Genomic DNA, 15,969 nt, shown 5'->3' with positions numbered 1-15,969 from the left:
GAATGACTAAAAAGAAGAAACCTCAAAAACACAGCAGCCAGAAGAAAACCTTCCGTGGCACTGTACAGATAACCCGCTCCGGGATGTCCTTTGTTATTATTGAAGGACAGGAGAAGGACATTATGGTCCGCCAGAAGAACCTCAATACTGCTCTTGATGGAGATGACGTGCTTGTTGATGTGATCAAACAGGGCAAGAATGAAGGACGTATGGAAGGGGTTATAACGGAAATCGTTAAACGCAAGAAGATTGAATTCACCGGTACCCTGCAGGTCAACAAAGGCTTCGCTTTCCTGGTACCGGAAAAAGGGCTGTTCATGCCCGATATATACATCCCTGCCAATTCCATGAAAGATGCGAAGAACGGGGATAAAGCCGTAGTACGTGTCGTGGCCTGGGGCGAAAAAACACGTAAGCCGGTGGGCGAGATCGTGGAAGTGCTGGACGCCAGCAATACCAACGACCTGGCCATGAAAGAGATCCTGATAGAAAGCGGATTCCCGCTCAGCTTTCCCGACGAAGTCACAAAAGAGCTGGGGCATATCGCTGAGAACATTGACGCAGAAGAGATCAAAAAGAGGAAGGACTTCCGTAAGATCCTGACTTTTACGATCGACCCTGTGGATGCAAAGGATTTTGATGATGCGATCTCCATCCGTAAACTGCGTGGCGCCTGGTATGAAGTAGGCGTGCATATTGCGGACGTCAGCCATTATGTGCTGCCTGACACCGCATTGGATAAGGAAGCTGACAAACGTGCCACCTCTGTATATCTGCCGGACCGCGTACTGCCAATGCTGCCTGAAAAGATCTCCAACGAGCTGTGCTCCCTGCGCCCGCATGAAGACAAGCTGACCTTTTCTGCCGTTTTCAAGATGAATGAGAAGGGCGAGATCAAAGAACACTGGCTGGGCAGAACGGTGATACATTCCAACCACCGCTTCACGTATGAAGAGGTGCAGGACGTCATTGAGTCCGGCGAAGGCCCTTACCAGGAGGAAGTGCTGTTGCTGAACAAGATTGCGCAGATACTGCGTAAACAACGTTTTGAGAATGGTGCTATCAATTTCTCATCCCAGGAAGTACGCTTCCAGCTGGATGAAAATGCGAAGCCGGTCGGCATTATCGTAAAAGAGAGCAAGGAAGCCCACCAGCTGATCGAAGAGCTGATGCTGCTGGCCAACAGGACAGTGGCGGAATATGTATATAATATCCGCATAGGTACTAATCAGCATGTGCCATTCCCATACCGTGTGCATGATACACCTGATGAGGAAAAGCTGAAGGTATTCTCCGGTTTCGCCCGTAAGTTCGGTCACAAACTGGAGATCGATAATCCGGATAAACTGGCCCGTTCCTTCAATGAAATGCTGCAGCTGGCCCATGGCAAGCCGGAACAGCATGTATTGGAAACCCTGGGCATCCGTACCATGGCGAAGGCCGCCTATACGGTGGAGGACATTGGCCACTACGGACTGGGATTTGATCACTATTGTCACTTTACCTCACCGATACGCCGTTACCCGGATGTACTCGTACACCGCGTACTGCAGCAATGTCTGACACACGATATCCATCCTGATAAGCAGATGGAGAAAAAGTGTAAGCACTCCTCTGAAATGGAGCGTAAGGCCATGGATGCGGAAAGAGCTGCGAATAAATACAAGCAGGTAGAATACATGCAACAGTACATCGGTGAAGAATTTGACGGTGTGGTGAGTGGTGTGGCACACTTCGGATTCTGGGTGGAAACGGTAGACACCAAATGTGAAGGCCTGGTGAGCATTCACAATATGACTACCAAAGACGAGTTCAAATACGATGAGAACGAGTATGCACTGATCGGTATGTATACCGGCAGAAGGATCCGTATAGGTGATAAAGTGAGGATTCAGGTGGTGGCCGCCAACCTGGTGAAGCGCCAGCTGGACTACGACCTGATAGAGGATGGAGAAGAAGAACAGGCGCCATTACGGAAGTCAGTCCGTAAGAGCGTAGCCGCTGAAAGACCAGGACGGAAACCTGCTGCTGGCCGAAAGGAAACTAAGACCAAAGGGAAAAAGAAAGAAACGGCTAGTAAGAAGAAACCTGCATCTGCAAAGAAGCAGGCTTCCTCTTCCCGTAAAAAGCCATAATTTATATAACTTACAGCCGCTTATTCGAAAAATACACCATGCATTCATTTAAAGACCTGACTATCCGGTTTGGAGAACATTTCAGTAAAGAACAATTCCCTGAGCAGCCGAAGAAACTGTATAATGCTGCCAGCCATATCCTTAATATAGGCGGAAAGCGTATCAGACCAGTGCTGAGTATTATGGGCAATGAACTGTTTGACGAGATCCACCCGGATGCATTTGAGGTGGGCACCGCCGTGGAACTGTTCCATAACTTCACACTGGTGCATGATGATATTATGGACAAAGCGCCGCTGCGCCGTAACCAGCCTACCGTACATACGCTGTATGGTGAGACCGCAGCTATACTGGCCGGAGATGTGATGCTGATCAAAGTATACGAATACCTGAACAGGGTACAGCCACAGTATAAGCAGAAACTGATCAGCGCTTTCAACAAGGCTGCTATAGAGGTATGCGAGGGACAGCAGATAGATATGGACTTTGAAGAGATGGAGCCGGAGCAGGTGCGTTATGATGATTATGTGAATATGATTGCCCTGAAAACGTCCGTATTGCTGGCCGCCAGCCTGAAAATGGGTGCTATCATCGGTGGAGGCAGTGAGTATAACCAGCAGCATTTATATGAATTCGGTAAAAATATAGGGATCGCTTTCCAGATCCAGGACGACTACCTGGATGCATTCGGCGACCCTGAGAAATTCGGCAAACAACAGGGAGGGGATATCCTGGTAAATAAGAAGACCTTCCTGTTGTTAAAAGCCCTGGAACTGTGTAACCCTGCGCAGCATAAAAAACTGAAAGAACTGCTGGCCACCAGCCCGGATGACAAGGTGGGGCAGGTACTGGAACTGTTCCATGACTGTAAGGTGGACGCCTGGGCAGAAAAGGAGAAAGAACGTTTCCAGCAGCTCGCTTTTGAACACCTTGAGCATATTGCAGTGATCTCAAACCGTAAGAAACCGCTGACGGAACTAGCCAACTACCTGTTGAACAGGGAACATTAAGGGGAAGACTATCTGCTTCCTCCAAATTTGTGTATCGGTTAATTTATATATATTCGCGCATTAGCTAAACCTGTAACCAAAATACCTAAATGTCCAAATCGCTTTTTCGTAAGAAATCTATTATCAGTATACTGCAGGATAGTCAAGATGGTTTGACGGATGCGCATGGAGGAGGAGGATTAAACAAGGTATTACGGGTGCGGGACCTGACCGCTTTAGGTATCGCCGCGGTGATCGGCGCGGGTATCTTCTCTACCATCGGGGAAGCCTCTTATCACGGAGGTCCCGGTGTTTCCTTACTTTTTATTATTACTGCTGTTACCTGCGGGTTTTCTGCGCTCTGTTATGCGGAGTTTGCATCCCGTGTACCGGTATCCGGCAGCGCCTATACTTATTCCTATGTGACTTTCGGGGAACTGGCCGCCTGGGTGATCGGGTGGGCGCTCATCCTTGAATATGCCATCGGGAATATAGCCGTGGCCATTTCCTGGAGCGGGTATTTCAATAACCTGCTGGCGGGGATTGGAAATGCAATGGGGGTGAACCTTTCATTCCCTGACTGGCTGACCAGCAACTATGATAGTGCATCGCCTGAATTGTATGCCGCCGCGCCACGTATAGCAGGTATCCCTGTGATATTGAACCTGCCGGCATTTATTATTGTGGTGCTGGTCACTTACCTGGCCTACGTGGGCATCCGGGAGAGTAAAAAGAGCGCCAATTTCATGGTCGGCCTCAAGATACTGGTGATCCTCTTTGTGATCGTGGTGGGTGCTTTTTATGTGAATGTCGACAACTGGTCGCCTTTTATGCCTAATGGATTTTCGGGTGTATTAAAGGGGGTATCTGCTGTGTTCTTTGCCTATATCGGATTTGATGCTATTAGTACTACGGCGGAAGAGTGTGCCAATCCACAGCGCGATCTTCCTAAGGGAATGATCTATTCACTGGTTATCTGTACGGTGTTGTATGTGCTCATTGCCTTTGTGCTGACCGGAATGGTGTCTTATTCCCAATTGAAGGTAGATGACCCGCTGGCCTTTGTATTCAATGCGGTAAACCTGCCTAAGGTAAGCTTTCTGATTTCGGTAAGTGCGGTGATAGCTACTACCAGTGTACTGCTGGTGTTCCAGATCGGGCAGCCCCGTATCTGGATGAGTATGAGCCGTGATGGGCTGCTGCCGAAGAAATTCAGTATCATTCATCCGAGGTTCAAAACGCCATCGTTTGCTACTATTATAACGGGTTTCCTGGTGGGGGTACCGGCTTTGTTCCTGAACCTGACCATTGTGACAGACCTGACCAGCATAGGTACCCTGTTTGCCTTTATTCTCGTGTGTGGCGGGGTGTTGTTACTGCCACCCCAGGAGAAAGATCCTCATTCCAAACGTTTCAGACTGCCGTACATCAACGGGCAGTTTATCGTACCTGCTGTTATCATCCTTTTTGCTTACCTGTTCCGCAATGAATTGCCGCAGCGTTTTTCTTTTGCGGGCGGCTGGGACGAGTGGAAGCATAATATTCCCTTCTTCTTCTTCGTGGTGGCGGCTTTGCTGTTCACCGTACTTTCCTTCCTTAAAAAGCTGTCACTGATCCCGGTACTGGGATTGCTGAGCTGTTTCTACCTGATGACAGAGATCGGGTTCAGGAACTGGGTGGTATTTTTCATCTGGTTGCTGATCGGTCTGACCATTTACTTCCTTTACGGCTATAAAAGAAGTAAGTTAGCGCAAGCATAACAAAATCATGGTTTTAGGTCGTTTGTTGCTGCCGTCAAGTTAAATGTTGCTATGGTCAAGTTTATTTCGTATATTCGGATAAGCTCTTTGATCATTAAAATCATGTGTTATGAATCTGCTACAACGAATCGACCGTTGGGGCGAACGCCATCATCCCCGCTGGCTTGATGGCATCCGTGTCCTGTTAGGGGTATTTTTATTCTACAAAGGGGTGGTTTTCATACAAAATATCGATGTACTCAAAACTGTGATCGACCAAAGCCCGTGGCTCACAGTAATGTCTTTCTGGATTGCTCATTATATCGTATTTGCTCATTTGCTCGGAGGTCTCCTTATTGTTTTCGGTTTACTTACACGTGTGGCCATTCTGGCTCAGATTCCAATTCTTCTAGGCGCAATCTTCTTTGTACATACCGCAGCCGCGTTGAACGCTACGGGAATATTTAATGTACATGCAGAGACCGGCCTTTCTATCCTTGTTCTGCTGCTTCTGATCTTCTTCCTGGTGGAAGGCAGCGGCCCCATTTCATTTGACGATTATATGCGCCGCCATCCGGCTTGAGGATTATTTGTCTTACCTTTGCCCTCCGCGATGCGGACTGCTTTGTATTGGCAGTTCACGTTAAAACTGTATTTTCTATCGCGGGCCTGCAAGTATGAAGTTTGAGATTGGCGATAAAATATTACTGCTACATTCCAAGGAGGAAGGGACAGTTGTTGACATTATCAACGCCGATATGGTAATGGTAGAGGTGGGCAAGGTCACCTTTCCGGTGTATCTTGACCAGATAGATTTCCCGTATTTTCATCGCTTTACTACGCCTAAGCCGACTCCTCCGCCACAGCGGATCCAGGGGTATGATATTAAGCCCGAGAAGAAGAAGTATGAAGATAATATCCGGATGAGCCGGGGGATGTTCCTCTCAATATTGCCAGTTTTCAGGATGGACGCTTATGAAGAGCACGTCCAGTCGCTTAAATTTCATCTGCTGAACGAGACCAGCGAAGCCTACCGTTTTAACTTCCAGGTATGGTTGCGGAACAGCATGGAACTGGAGATCCGTAATGAGATCCAGCCATTCAGCAACTTCTACCTGTCTGATCTGTTGTTTGAATCGCTGAACGACAGTCCCAGACTGGAATTCGTTTTCTTCCCGAAAGAGAAAAACGATAAACTGGCGCCTTCCTTCCCGAAAACCTGGAAGCCGAAGGTAAAACAGCTCTTTCTGCAGCTTTCAGAACTGCAGGCGAGGAGGGATGCTACGCTTAGCCAAGTGCTGTTCGAAAAGTATCCGGAAAAGAGTAAAAACGACAAACCTTATTTCGACGCCAGCAGTATCGGTTCATTATCAGCGGGCAGTACGCCTGCAGCTCCTGTAGCACCAGAACCGCCTGCACAGCCTAAATATGAGCTGGACCTGCATATAGAAATGCTGGTAAAGGAGTGGCGCGGGCTCAAGAATATCGAAATACTGGCTATACAACTCAACGAGTTCGTACATTACCTGGAGCTGGCTATTGTGCATCATCAGCACAGTATGATCGTCATCCATGGGGTAGGGAAGGGCAAGCTGAAGGACGAGATCCATGCCATTCTGCGGGATACGCCCGAAGTGGAGCGGTTTATCAATGAATACCATCCCCGTTATGGCTATGGCGCTACCGAGATATTTTTTCGGTACTAGCCCATATGCCGTCTTTTCTATTACATTTGCAGAAACTACAGACCGTGCTATCGCTTCCGCCGAAAGGTGGATGAGGAAAGTCCGGACAGCATAGAGCAACGCACCACCTAACGGGTGGGGCTTTTCTTTCTCCGTTAAAAGAGCGAAGAAAGGCACAGATAGTGCCACAGAAAATTACCGCCTTGTTCCGCGCAAGCGGGCAGGGTAAGGGTGAAAATGTGGGGTAAGAGCCCACGTCTGGGTGTGGTAACATGCCTGGAGGGTAAACCTTGCGTGCTGAAATGCCATGTATACGGTCGCTTAAGGGCTGCTCGTCCAATGACCGAGGGTAGGCAGATACAGGTGCCGTGTGAACGGCATCGAAGATAAATGATAGCATCCTCCGTAAGGGGGAACAGAATCCGGCTTACAGGTTTGTAGTTTTATTTTTAGCTTATCAACCAACGGGACAAAGCCCTAAAAAATATAACCCGAAACTATATAATCTCTATGCAACAACAAGAAGAAAGAAACTGGGCGCTCGCCATGCACCTGGGCGGTCTTGCCGGTATGCTGTTCATTCCGCCTGCTGGTAATATCATCGTTGCGCTGGTCCTCTGGCTGATCAAACGCAACGAATCAGACTTCCTGAATCACACCGGAAAAGAAGCCCTTAACTTCCAGATCACATTGAGTATTGTCAACGTCGCCCTTAATCTGTTCGGTATGCTCAACCATTGGGACTGGGCCTGGGGAAGACCTGGCTTTCACTATTGGGACGTAACGGATATATCCATTTTCCATGGCACACGCGGCATTATTTACCTGTTGAATATCATCTTTTCTGTGATTGCGGCCACGAAGGTGCATAACGGGGTGTTTTACCGGTACCCGGTGAGCTGGAGGATAGTGAAGTAAGGAGGCCTGCTTTTGTTATAAAGCCAGATGCAGTGAAGATTGTTCTCAGAAGTGTATAAATGACTACCTGATCCGTCAGGTATCCGATAAAAGAGCTTGTATCTTATTCAGATACAGGCTCTTTGCTTTTTTATAGAAATTTTTGTCACAAAATTCCGCTAATGCACTCTATCTGCAAAAGCATATTTCATGACAACAGAAAGTAAACGACAGGCTGTTAAAACGCTACACTATTTTTCGGGCATTACGCTTTCCCTATTTATTGGTATTCATCTGCTTAATCATTTGTTCTCGTTCGCCGGGCCGGAGGCGCATATGGCATTGATGGAGAAATTCAGGAAGGTATACCGGCATCCTGTGATTGAGACCATTTTGGTGTTGGTGGTGCTGGTCCAGGTGGTATCAGGTGTTAAACTATTATTTAACCGGAAGCCTAAGATACTGGCAGAGAAAATACAGATATATTCAGGGCTTTATCTTTCGCTTTTCCTGGTAGGTCATGTGGGGGCTGTCTTTGCCAGCAGAATGTTTGAGCACCTGGATACCAATTTCTATTACACGGTTGCAGGGTTCAATCTTCATCCTGCGACCTTGTTCTTCATACCCTATTATTTTCTGGATGTTTGTGCCATCAGCCTGCATGTAGCAGCGATACATTACCTGAAAACCAGGTCGAAGTGGAGCGCCCGGCTGATAGGAGGGACCGGCATCGTAGTAGCCATGCTCATCGTTGCAGGATATACAAACTGGTTTCAATGGCGGGAAACACCTCCGAAAGAGCGCGCGTTTATAGAGAAATACTTTGGTAAAGGATATTGATATCAGGTAAGGTATTTCATTTTATCGGGGTTTCTGATGCCGAACAATTGCGAGATCTGTCCATCCTGATTGAAAACGGGTATCAGGACTGTGTCAAGATCGGCTGTCAGTGTGTTCTCAAACAGAACCCCGGTTTCCATATTCACTGCTTTGATCGTGTAGGAGATGTTCGCGCCAAATTTAATAGCGCCCCTTGTCAGGTACAGCATTACGTTTTCGAAACCAGCAATAGGTTTGGTGGCAGTAGCAGCCTTGCCGCCGCCGTCCATAAAGAGGGTGATCTCTTTTGACAGATAGGTTTCCAGCTGTTTGACATCGCCGTTTAAACATGCCAGCAGAAATGCTTTTGTCATTTCTTCTCTTTCCAGACTGGTAGGACTATATCGTGCATTGCCGGTTTTCAACTTTTCTTTAGCGCGATGTAAGTGTTGCCGGCAGTTGGCTTCACTGATACCTATTAAAGAAGCCACTTCATCATAATCGTAATCAAAGCTTTCGCGTAGCAGGAAAACAGCTCTTTCCACAGCATTTAGTTTCTGCAGCAGCACTAACAATGCATAAGAGATATCATTCTTTTGAAGGTCCGGAAAACGGTCATAGGCCAATGGTTCAGGAAGATTGATCCCTGGGTAAACCACGTTCTTTCTTTTTTCAAGTATGGCGAAGCATGCGTGAATTACTGAGCGGACAAGGTATCTTTCAGGTTCTCTTATCTGGTCAAAAGGTTGACGGGAAAAGGAGATGTATACATCGCTTAAAATATCCTCAGCATCAGTTACGCTTTCGGTCATTTTGTAGGCGAGTCCATGTAATCTGGATCTCTGTTGTAGAGAGAATGATAAATGAGCCTGGTCTTCTGACATTAGAATACGATAATGAGGCGCAAAAATAATTCTAATTGTTGATGTTATTTCTCCAAAAAAGTTACTTATAGCCTGACACCTGATATGAAGGATAATCTTTGGATATCATTGACTACCGCATAATTATTCAGCTGCCCGTCGTTATCTGTATTTCCATTTTGTCTCTTTGTTTCAGAATTACAAATGATTTTGTTAGGAACAGATTCTTCTTCCTCTATAAATACGTCGCTGACGGCATCAACGCGATCCAATAATTGCTGCAGTGTTACCGTGGCCCTGTCGGTGTAATTTGGAATGAAGAAATTGACCGCAGGTTGTAACAATGCCCATGCCTGCAAATCGTTCAATTGTAATCCTTTGACTGTATGTGGCATATAATTACCCAGGGTCAGGTTATTCCTGAAAGCAGCTACTGTTGTACTGCCTTTAATAGCAGGCAGAGAGCCTATCAGCGCGTTCAGGAAGTTGAATACATCGATCCACTTTTGGGTAGCCTCTCTTCGCGGATGTCCGGAGAAATCGGCTCTTACATCATAGCTGATCGTTTTGATCGGATTTAAAATGGGGCTGAAGCCTAATCCCTGACTTTTTTGTTCCCATATCATCTCCAATACTTTCTTTTTCACAAATGTCTCGACAAGATAGAGGTGTATATGATTGGCATCACTTGTCAATGGCACAATGTTGTAGGGCGCGGCGGGTCCTCCCAGGTTATCGTTTAACAAATGTCCTTCAATATAGTAGGAGCCGGTGGTAGCTATTCTTTTGTCCAGTCGCTCTAACCATGGTGGCCGGAACTGGGTTTTATCGGCCTTGGAGCCTGTTACGACGCTTTGTTTTTGATCACCATGGAAAGTTGCAGTCACACGGGTGCCCATACCTTTATGCAGTGCGCCCCATCTTGGCAAGATAGCCTGGGCAAGGGTATCTCTCGATACAGTAGTTTCCCTCGCTACCAGGTCCCACATCTCATTTACACATTGTTCCACAGCCACACCGGCCCAGACATTATTCGCATCAGACATGCGCAAACTGGTATTCTTGTCTACGAATTGATGGTCCATCTTTTCGGCGAATTTGAGGCCTTTTTCGTATAACGCCTTCATGTCAGTCCTGGGTTGGCCTTTCCACAATCCCGCTTTCTCAAGCTTGCTTTGCGCGCCGTCATAGTGTGTTTCTACGAAGTTGGCCCAGTTGCTTTTGTGTGATAGGGTATCTCCAAACTGGTAAGCATTCTGGAAGCCCAGTATGCCTGTTGGCCTGGTGATGGTTAGTCCTCCGGTTGCATCCTCAGCATGATTATCCACAAAGACATCCTCTAATCCATAAGGACTGGTATGAGTGCCACCTCCCTGTTTACGTAAATGTGCTTTTTCTTTGGTAGGTTCGGCCTTACCATTCATGTAATTCAGGAAATGTTTATAGTCCTTGAAATAGTAGGCGCGATAAGGATCGTGCATCAGTCGTAGTGCCCTTGTCTGTTGCTTTTCCGTCAGTGCATTCCAGGTAGGGCCACTCATTTTTGGATTCATAAGACCTCCTCCGTCCTTCCTGAGCACTCTTTGGACAACTGCAACATTACCAGCATGATCATTGGCCGGCAATGTTTCTTTCATCTGTATGGAACCGGCTTTGAGCACCGGAGAAACAGCTGGCATGGCAGCACCTGACGAAGTGGAATGATATGCTGCTGCGCGTTGGGGGGCCTGGGGTGTTTGCTGGCGTCTGTGAAGCTCTGGCATAGCGGATTTGGATTTGATCTTAGGATGTAAGCGTAACGAAGTTACGTGTTTATATGTGGGAATAGCGAACTTTTTCTTCACAAGAAAGGCGTTCGGGAGGGGCTGGATACCGTACAGGACCCTTTTTAGTTAGCAAAAAAAGAGAGCCAACGAGCATCCCGCCCGTTGGCTCTCTTTGATTATTGTCTTACAGATGTTTACCCTTTCTTAATGGCCTCCATCTTTACTTTCTTCTTTTTCTTCGGCTTCAGCTCTTTATTCCCCTCAATACTATCCGCCAGTTTCAAAGCCTCATACGCATTCACCAATCCACCGGAAATAGACAGATCCGCAAAAGGAACCTTCACATCAGGCGTTCCCGGCTTTGTCACTTCTGTAGTGCCATCAGGCAGAGGAGTGGCTGATTTCACAAGGATGTACTTTAACTGTTGAGCAGTTAACTGAGGATGGTAGGAGAGCACCAGGGCTGCAACACCTGCTACAACAGGAGCTGCCATACTCGTACCGCTGGCATTACCATATTTATTACCACCAGGAACGGTAGAATAGATCTGTACACCGGGAGCGAAGATGTCTACGTTCTTTTTACCGTAGTTGGAGAAGCTGGCTACTTTTCCGTTTTTGCCGCTACCGCTGGCGCCTACAGTAATGTAGTTGCTCGCTCTGGCAGAATGATCTGCATAATCAGGGTTAGGGAAGTTGTCTACTACATCATTATCATTGCCATCATTACCTGCAGCATGTACGAGTAATACGCCTTTCTCTTCCGCATATTTCACAGCAGCATCTACCCAATCCTTATGAGGGGAGAAGCCTTTACCAAAACTCATATTGATAACCCTTGCACCATTGTCTACCGCATAACGGATGGCCAGGGCTACGTCCTTATCACGTTCATCACCATCAGGAACAGCTTTCACCATCATGATGCGCACGTTGTCATTAATACCGTCTATACCAACACCATTGTTCCTTGCTGCCGCAATGATACCAGAAACGTGTGTACCGTGGAAACCGAATTGCCCCATCACATCGCTGTTACCGTAGTATTTGTCGTTGATGTCGTTCACATTGTCCCCTACGATGTCTGCACGTTTATCAACCGGTGCTTCACTGTCAGCCAGTTCCGCTTTCTTTTTCAGATCCGCCAGGTATTCGTCAAATTCTGATTTCAGTTCAGAGTAATTGAGGTTTTCCTCGCCTGTATTCTGGAAAATGCGCAGCAGGAACTTCTTGGCCACCATTACATCCTGGTCAGGAGTTTGTATACTATCCAGCTTTGCTGCATTGAAATCACTCTGGTGCAGGTAACCGGTAATAAGCGCTTCGCATTTGCGCAGGCTTTCCTGCAGTTTCAGCATGGTCTTGTACGTAACCTTGCTTTCACCGGAAGGCTTGGCTACTTTACCCTGCAGTTTCTGCCAGTAAGTATATTCCTTGGATTGTTTGTCGAGTGCAGAATCAGGATTACCGTAAAGGCTCTTATAGCGGTAATATTCGCGGGTCGCTTCGTCAGAATCTTCTTTCACACTACGGCCGTCTTTACCACCCAGGAAATTCCATCCGTGGATGTCGTCGACATAACCATTTCCATCATCATCCTTGCCGTTGCCGGGAATCTCCTTCGGGTTCACCCAAAGGATGGATTTCAGATCTTCATGAAGCGTATCAATACCGGAATCTATCACAGCTACCAGTATAGGGCTGCCTTTCTTTCCTTTCAGCAATTCATTATATGCTTTCTCAACACCAGTTCCATACACACTGTCCTGCGCATAGTTCAATAGATGCCAGTTCCTGGGAGTCGCTGAAGATTGTGCATGAGTCGGGTTAGCGGTAGTAAGAGCAGCCATCAACACAACACCACCAGCCATGACTGCCATAGCTCTGTTAGATTTCATCAGTCTGTTTTTTTCTCAATAAGCTTTACAAAATCAAAAACCAAATTAGAATAAAGGTACGCAAAATGTCAGGGAATCACTTGCGTTAAATGATGAGCGAGATATACAATATGCCAGTAGCTCATTAGGTGGATAGCCGTTCACGTAACAACAACCGCTGAGATAGAAGTGCCTGTAACTCAATAATATTCGCTCATCTACTGTTAATTTAACAATTCTACAAATATGAGCGAAATTTTTCTTTTAGAAAATGAGGAAGAATGTTGTCACAGAAGTCGCTACTGCATTGAAGTCAGCCTATGAAAATGACCGTTCGTCAAAAAATAGTTGCAAATACCACAAAAGTAGAATATGAAATTCCGGAAAAAAGTGTAATATTTAGAGCTGGAAGAGTACTTGATAACTTTCCAAAAAGTTATAGTTACTTTTCTCATAAGCATGGTTTCCGTTTAACGAAAAAGCGAGGTTATCTAACCTCGCTATTCTTTTTGATCTACATTGTTCGCTCACAGCATTGTAAAAGAACGGTACCGCTTCTACAAGCTAATAATATATTGCGATTAATATCAGTTTAAAAGTTATCCGCATATTAAACGGTCTATTATTCCAGTTATTGTGTAAGGAAAAAAAGTTTTTACAGGTCAAACTTAATACCCTGTGCCAGTGGCAGCTGAGTGGAATAATTGATCGTATTCGTCTGTCTGCGCATATAATTTTTCCAGGCGTCTGAACCGCTTTCCCTGCCGCCACCGGTTTCCTTTTCTCCGCCAAACGCGCCACCGATCTCGGCTCCGGAGGTACCGATATTGACATTAGCGATACCGCAGTCAGAACCGGATTGTGACAGGAACAATTCGGCTTCCCGCAGGTTTAGCGTCATAATAGCAGATGACAGGCCCTGTGGTACCCCATTCTGCATAGCGATGGCATCCTCGATGTTGCTGTATTTCATCACGTAGAGGATGGGAGCAAAGGTTTCATGCTGCACGATGGCATAACTGTTCTCTACTGCGGCAATACAGGGTTTTACATAACAACCGGACGCATAGGCATCGCCTGACAGTACGCCTCCTTCCACCAGGAAAGTACCGCCTTGTGCCTTCACCTTTTCGATGGATTCCTGGTAAAGACGTACCGCGTCTTTATCGATCAACGGCCCTACGTGGTTTTGTTCGTCCAGCGGATTGCCGATACGTAGCTGCTGGTATGCTTTCGCCAGTTTCTGTGTAAATGCGTCATATACACTGTCGTGGATGATCAGCCTTCTGGTACTGGTACAACGCTGGCCGGCGGTACCTACAGCACCGAATACACACCCGATAAGGGACATGTCGAGGTCTGCATTGGCGGTGATGATGATCGCGTTATTACCGCCCAGTTCCAGTAGGGCGCGTCCCAGACGGGCGCCTACTACGCTGCTTACCGCTTTACCCATACGGGTGGAACCGGTAGCAGAGATCAGCGGTACGCGGGTATCGGCCGCCATCCATTCGCCCACCTCACGACCACCTGTTACCAGGCAGCATACACCTTCCGGTACGTTATTCGTTTTGAGCACATCCTGTATGATCTGCAGACAGGCAATGGCTGACAAAGGTGTCTTTTCTGAGGGTTTCCAGACGCATACGTCGCCGCAAACCCATGCAAGCATAGCATTCCAACTCCACACCGCAACAGGGAAATTAAAGGCTGAAATGATGCCTGTAATGCCCAGCGGATGCCATTGCTCGTACATCCTGTGACCCGGACGTTCAGAGTGCATGCTTAGCCCGTGCAACTGACGGGAAAGACCTACTGCAAAGTCGCAGATATCGATCATTTCCTGTACTTCCCCGTAACCTTCCTGCAGGCTTTTTCCCATTTCGTAAGACACCAGTTTGCCCAGTGCGGCTTTATTTTTCCGCAGTGCTTCTCCCATCTGACGCACTATCTCGCCACGACGGGGAGCAGGCCATGAACGCCATTCCTTAAACGCTTCCTGCGCTTTTTCGATCACTGCATCATAGTCGGTACGGCTGGCTGCTTTGACGGTTGAAATTTCTTTCCCGTCTACGGGTGAAGACGCCGGAATACTTTCTCCTTTTGCATCCAGCCAGGTAGTTCCTGTGCTGACGCCACTGTTTACATTGCTGATATTTAATTGCTGCAGAATATCCTGGATCATGTTGTACTGTTTATGCCGTGCGGGACACGGCGTGTTTTGATGTATGTCTGAGTTAACGGCAATAGTCTGTAATATATTGGCTGTTGGCAGCGCGGCAGGACGCTGCTGCGCTGCCAACCACTAGTTATTGCTTGTTTGTCTGTGAGCTGTAGGTACTTTCGAAAATGCGGTCCGCATTGCCGGCTTCAAAACCTTCCCGGCGATGTGCACGGGTAATCTGATCGGCCGGAAGATCGGCAAACTGTGGCAGCACCTTGCGCTCGGCAAATTCTACGTAGGAGCCTGCTATCTTATGAACCTCAGCACCGGCAAAGGTGGCGGGAATCATTTTGGCCACCGTGCTACTCTGTAAGAGCAAACCATCCGGACTGGTCTTGATCTTGCCGCCGGCGTTGTTTAGTACAAATCCTTGTTTTTCAAGGAAATTATTGAAATCTGCTACCGTATTGTAACCGGCAGGCAGGTTCTGTACACTGATCGTAAAATGGTTCAGGTAATACCTGTTGTAGATCACCCAGGCTGCATATTCGCTCTCGGCTGCCAGTGCCTGATAATCCTCCAGCGTAGGCGTGCGCCACAGTGAACTATGCAGGAATTCATCCACTACAGGCCCGTCGTCCAGGTTAAGATTGAGCACCGGGTCTACCAGTACTTCTTTGGTATAACTTTTAATGATCTCTTGCGCAGCAGGGCTCAGGTCCTGTACCCTCAGTTCGCTGATAAAGATTCGCGGATAGTTGGGTGATGGCGGTGCATACCAATAAGCGTCCAGCTTCTTTTCCTTGAAATGGTAGGCATCTCTTCTGGTGTAACCGTAGTGGAGGAAGATCTTCTCCAGCGACTGTATCCCGAGCTCGGGTACGCCTATTGTGCGGAAGGCAATATGATCATTTTCAATGTCTTCCGGAACCTTGATCAGATTTTCACTGATCATGGCGGCAATAATAGCTGCAACGTCGGGAACCCGGTCCTGGTAACGCTGCATCAGACCGCTAAGAACATAGTCTAACATAA

At 47.2% G+C, this 15,969-nt stretch carries 12 protein-coding genes and 1 other RNA gene; 8 read left to right on the top strand and 5 right to left on the bottom strand.

From position 1 onward, the window contains the following. Positions 1 to 2: 2 nt before the first annotated feature. The 8 genes from rnr (at position 3) to L3C95_RS32085 (ending at position 8,285) form a co-directional block, all read left to right on the top strand. Entirely contained in the window at positions 3 to 2,135 is a 2,133-nt protein-coding gene (gene rnr / locus L3C95_RS32120; RefSeq protein WP_236394802.1) for a ribonuclease R, read from the top strand. Between the two features lie 38 nt (positions 2,136 to 2,173). Next, entirely contained in the window at positions 2,174 to 3,145 is a 972-nt protein-coding gene (locus tag L3C95_RS32115; protein ID WP_236394800.1) for a polyprenyl synthetase family protein, read from the top strand. 89 nt (positions 3,146 to 3,234) lie between these two features. After that, on the top strand, positions 3,235 to 4,884 hold the full coding sequence (locus L3C95_RS32110) for an amino acid permease (RefSeq protein ID WP_236394799.1): 1,650 nt from the start codon (positions 3,235 to 3,237) through the stop codon (positions 4,882 to 4,884). Positions 4,885 to 4,993: 109 nt separating this feature from the next. Next, complete coding sequence (locus tag L3C95_RS32105) at positions 4,994 to 5,446, top strand: DoxX family protein (RefSeq protein WP_236394797.1); 453 nt, start codon at positions 4,994 to 4,996, stop codon at positions 5,444 to 5,446. Positions 5,447 to 5,540: 94 nt separating this feature from the next. Then, the gene (locus L3C95_RS32100) at positions 5,541 to 6,569 is read left to right on the top strand and encodes a Smr/MutS family protein (protein WP_236394795.1); all 1,029 of its coding nucleotides are present in this window, start codon (positions 5,541 to 5,543) and stop codon (positions 6,567 to 6,569) included. A gap of 34 nt (positions 6,570 to 6,603) precedes the next feature. Beyond that, an RNA gene (gene rnpB, locus L3C95_RS32095) (RNase P RNA component class A) lies at positions 6,604 to 6,994 on the top strand. Between the two features lie 64 nt (positions 6,995 to 7,058). Further along, on the top strand, positions 7,059 to 7,466 hold the full coding sequence (locus L3C95_RS32090; protein WP_236394793.1) for a DUF4870 domain-containing protein: 408 nt from the start codon (positions 7,059 to 7,061) through the stop codon (positions 7,464 to 7,466). A gap of 189 nt (positions 7,467 to 7,655) precedes the next feature. After that, complete coding sequence (locus L3C95_RS32085; protein ID WP_236394792.1) at positions 7,656 to 8,285, top strand: hypothetical protein; 630 nt, start codon at positions 7,656 to 7,658, stop codon at positions 8,283 to 8,285. Positions 8,286 to 8,287: 2 nt separating this feature from the next. Here the strand turns inward: L3C95_RS32085 and L3C95_RS32080 are convergent, their stop codons facing one another. From L3C95_RS32080 to L3C95_RS32060, 5 genes are all read right to left on the bottom strand, one after another. Next, complete coding sequence (locus L3C95_RS32080) at positions 8,288 to 9,148, bottom strand: sigma-70 family RNA polymerase sigma factor (protein ID WP_236394790.1); 861 nt, start codon at positions 9,146 to 9,148, stop codon at positions 8,288 to 8,290. A gap of 65 nt (positions 9,149 to 9,213) precedes the next feature. Then, on the bottom strand, positions 9,214 to 10,890 hold the full coding sequence (locus tag L3C95_RS32075) for a hypothetical protein (protein ID WP_236394788.1): 1,677 nt from the start codon (positions 10,888 to 10,890) through the stop codon (positions 9,214 to 9,216). A gap of 197 nt (positions 10,891 to 11,087) precedes the next feature. Then, complete coding sequence (locus L3C95_RS32070; RefSeq protein ID WP_236394786.1) at positions 11,088 to 12,791, bottom strand: S8 family serine peptidase; 1,704 nt, start codon at positions 12,789 to 12,791, stop codon at positions 11,088 to 11,090. A gap of 634 nt (positions 12,792 to 13,425) precedes the next feature. After that, entirely contained in the window at positions 13,426 to 14,955 is a 1,530-nt protein-coding gene (locus L3C95_RS32065) for an aldehyde dehydrogenase family protein (RefSeq protein ID WP_236394784.1), read from the bottom strand. A gap of 124 nt (positions 14,956 to 15,079) precedes the next feature. Next, entirely contained in the window at positions 15,080 to 15,967 is an 888-nt protein-coding gene (locus L3C95_RS32060; protein ID WP_236394782.1) for a DUF1338 domain-containing protein, read from the bottom strand. Positions 15,968 to 15,969 lie beyond the last annotated feature (2 nt).

Origin of the sequence: Chitinophaga filiformis, from assembly GCF_021646545.1 — a bacterium.
Lineage (GTDB): Bacteria > Bacteroidota > Bacteroidia > Chitinophagales > Chitinophagaceae > Chitinophaga > Chitinophaga filiformis_A.
This window is presented reverse-complemented; position numbering and strand designations above follow the sequence as displayed.

Bases quoted from the DNA above. Each gene is read 5' to 3' on its own strand.
- L3C95_RS32080 (WP_236394790.1), bottom strand. From the start codon at position 9,148: ATGTCAGAAGACCAGGCTCATTTATCATTCTCTCTACAACAGAGATCC.
- L3C95_RS32065 (WP_236394784.1), bottom strand. From the start codon at position 14,955: ATGATCCAGGATATTCTGCAGCAATTAAATATCAGCAATGTAAACAGT.
- L3C95_RS32085 (WP_236394792.1), top strand. From the start codon at position 7,656: ATGACAACAGAAAGTAAACGACAGGCTGTTAAAACGCTACACTATTTT.
- L3C95_RS32110 (WP_236394799.1), top strand. From the start codon at position 3,235: ATGTCCAAATCGCTTTTTCGTAAGAAATCTATTATCAGTATACTGCAG.
- L3C95_RS32060 (WP_236394782.1), bottom strand. From the start codon at position 15,967: ATGTTAGACTATGTTCTTAGCGGTCTGATGCAGCGTTACCAGGACCGG.
- L3C95_RS32100 (WP_236394795.1), top strand. From the start codon at position 5,541: ATGAAGTTTGAGATTGGCGATAAAATATTACTGCTACATTCCAAGGAG.
- L3C95_RS32105 (WP_236394797.1), top strand. From the start codon at position 4,994: ATGAATCTGCTACAACGAATCGACCGTTGGGGCGAACGCCATCATCCC.
- L3C95_RS32115 (WP_236394800.1), top strand. From the start codon at position 2,174: ATGCATTCATTTAAAGACCTGACTATCCGGTTTGGAGAACATTTCAGT.
- rnr (WP_236394802.1), top strand. From the start codon at position 3: ATGACTAAAAAGAAGAAACCTCAAAAACACAGCAGCCAGAAGAAAACC.
- L3C95_RS32090 (WP_236394793.1), top strand. From the start codon at position 7,059: ATGCAACAACAAGAAGAAAGAAACTGGGCGCTCGCCATGCACCTGGGC.
- L3C95_RS32075 (WP_236394788.1), bottom strand. From the start codon at position 10,890: ATGCCAGAGCTTCACAGACGCCAGCAAACACCCCAGGCCCCCCAACGC.
- L3C95_RS32070 (WP_236394786.1), bottom strand. From the start codon at position 12,791: ATGAAATCTAACAGAGCTATGGCAGTCATGGCTGGTGGTGTTGTGTTG.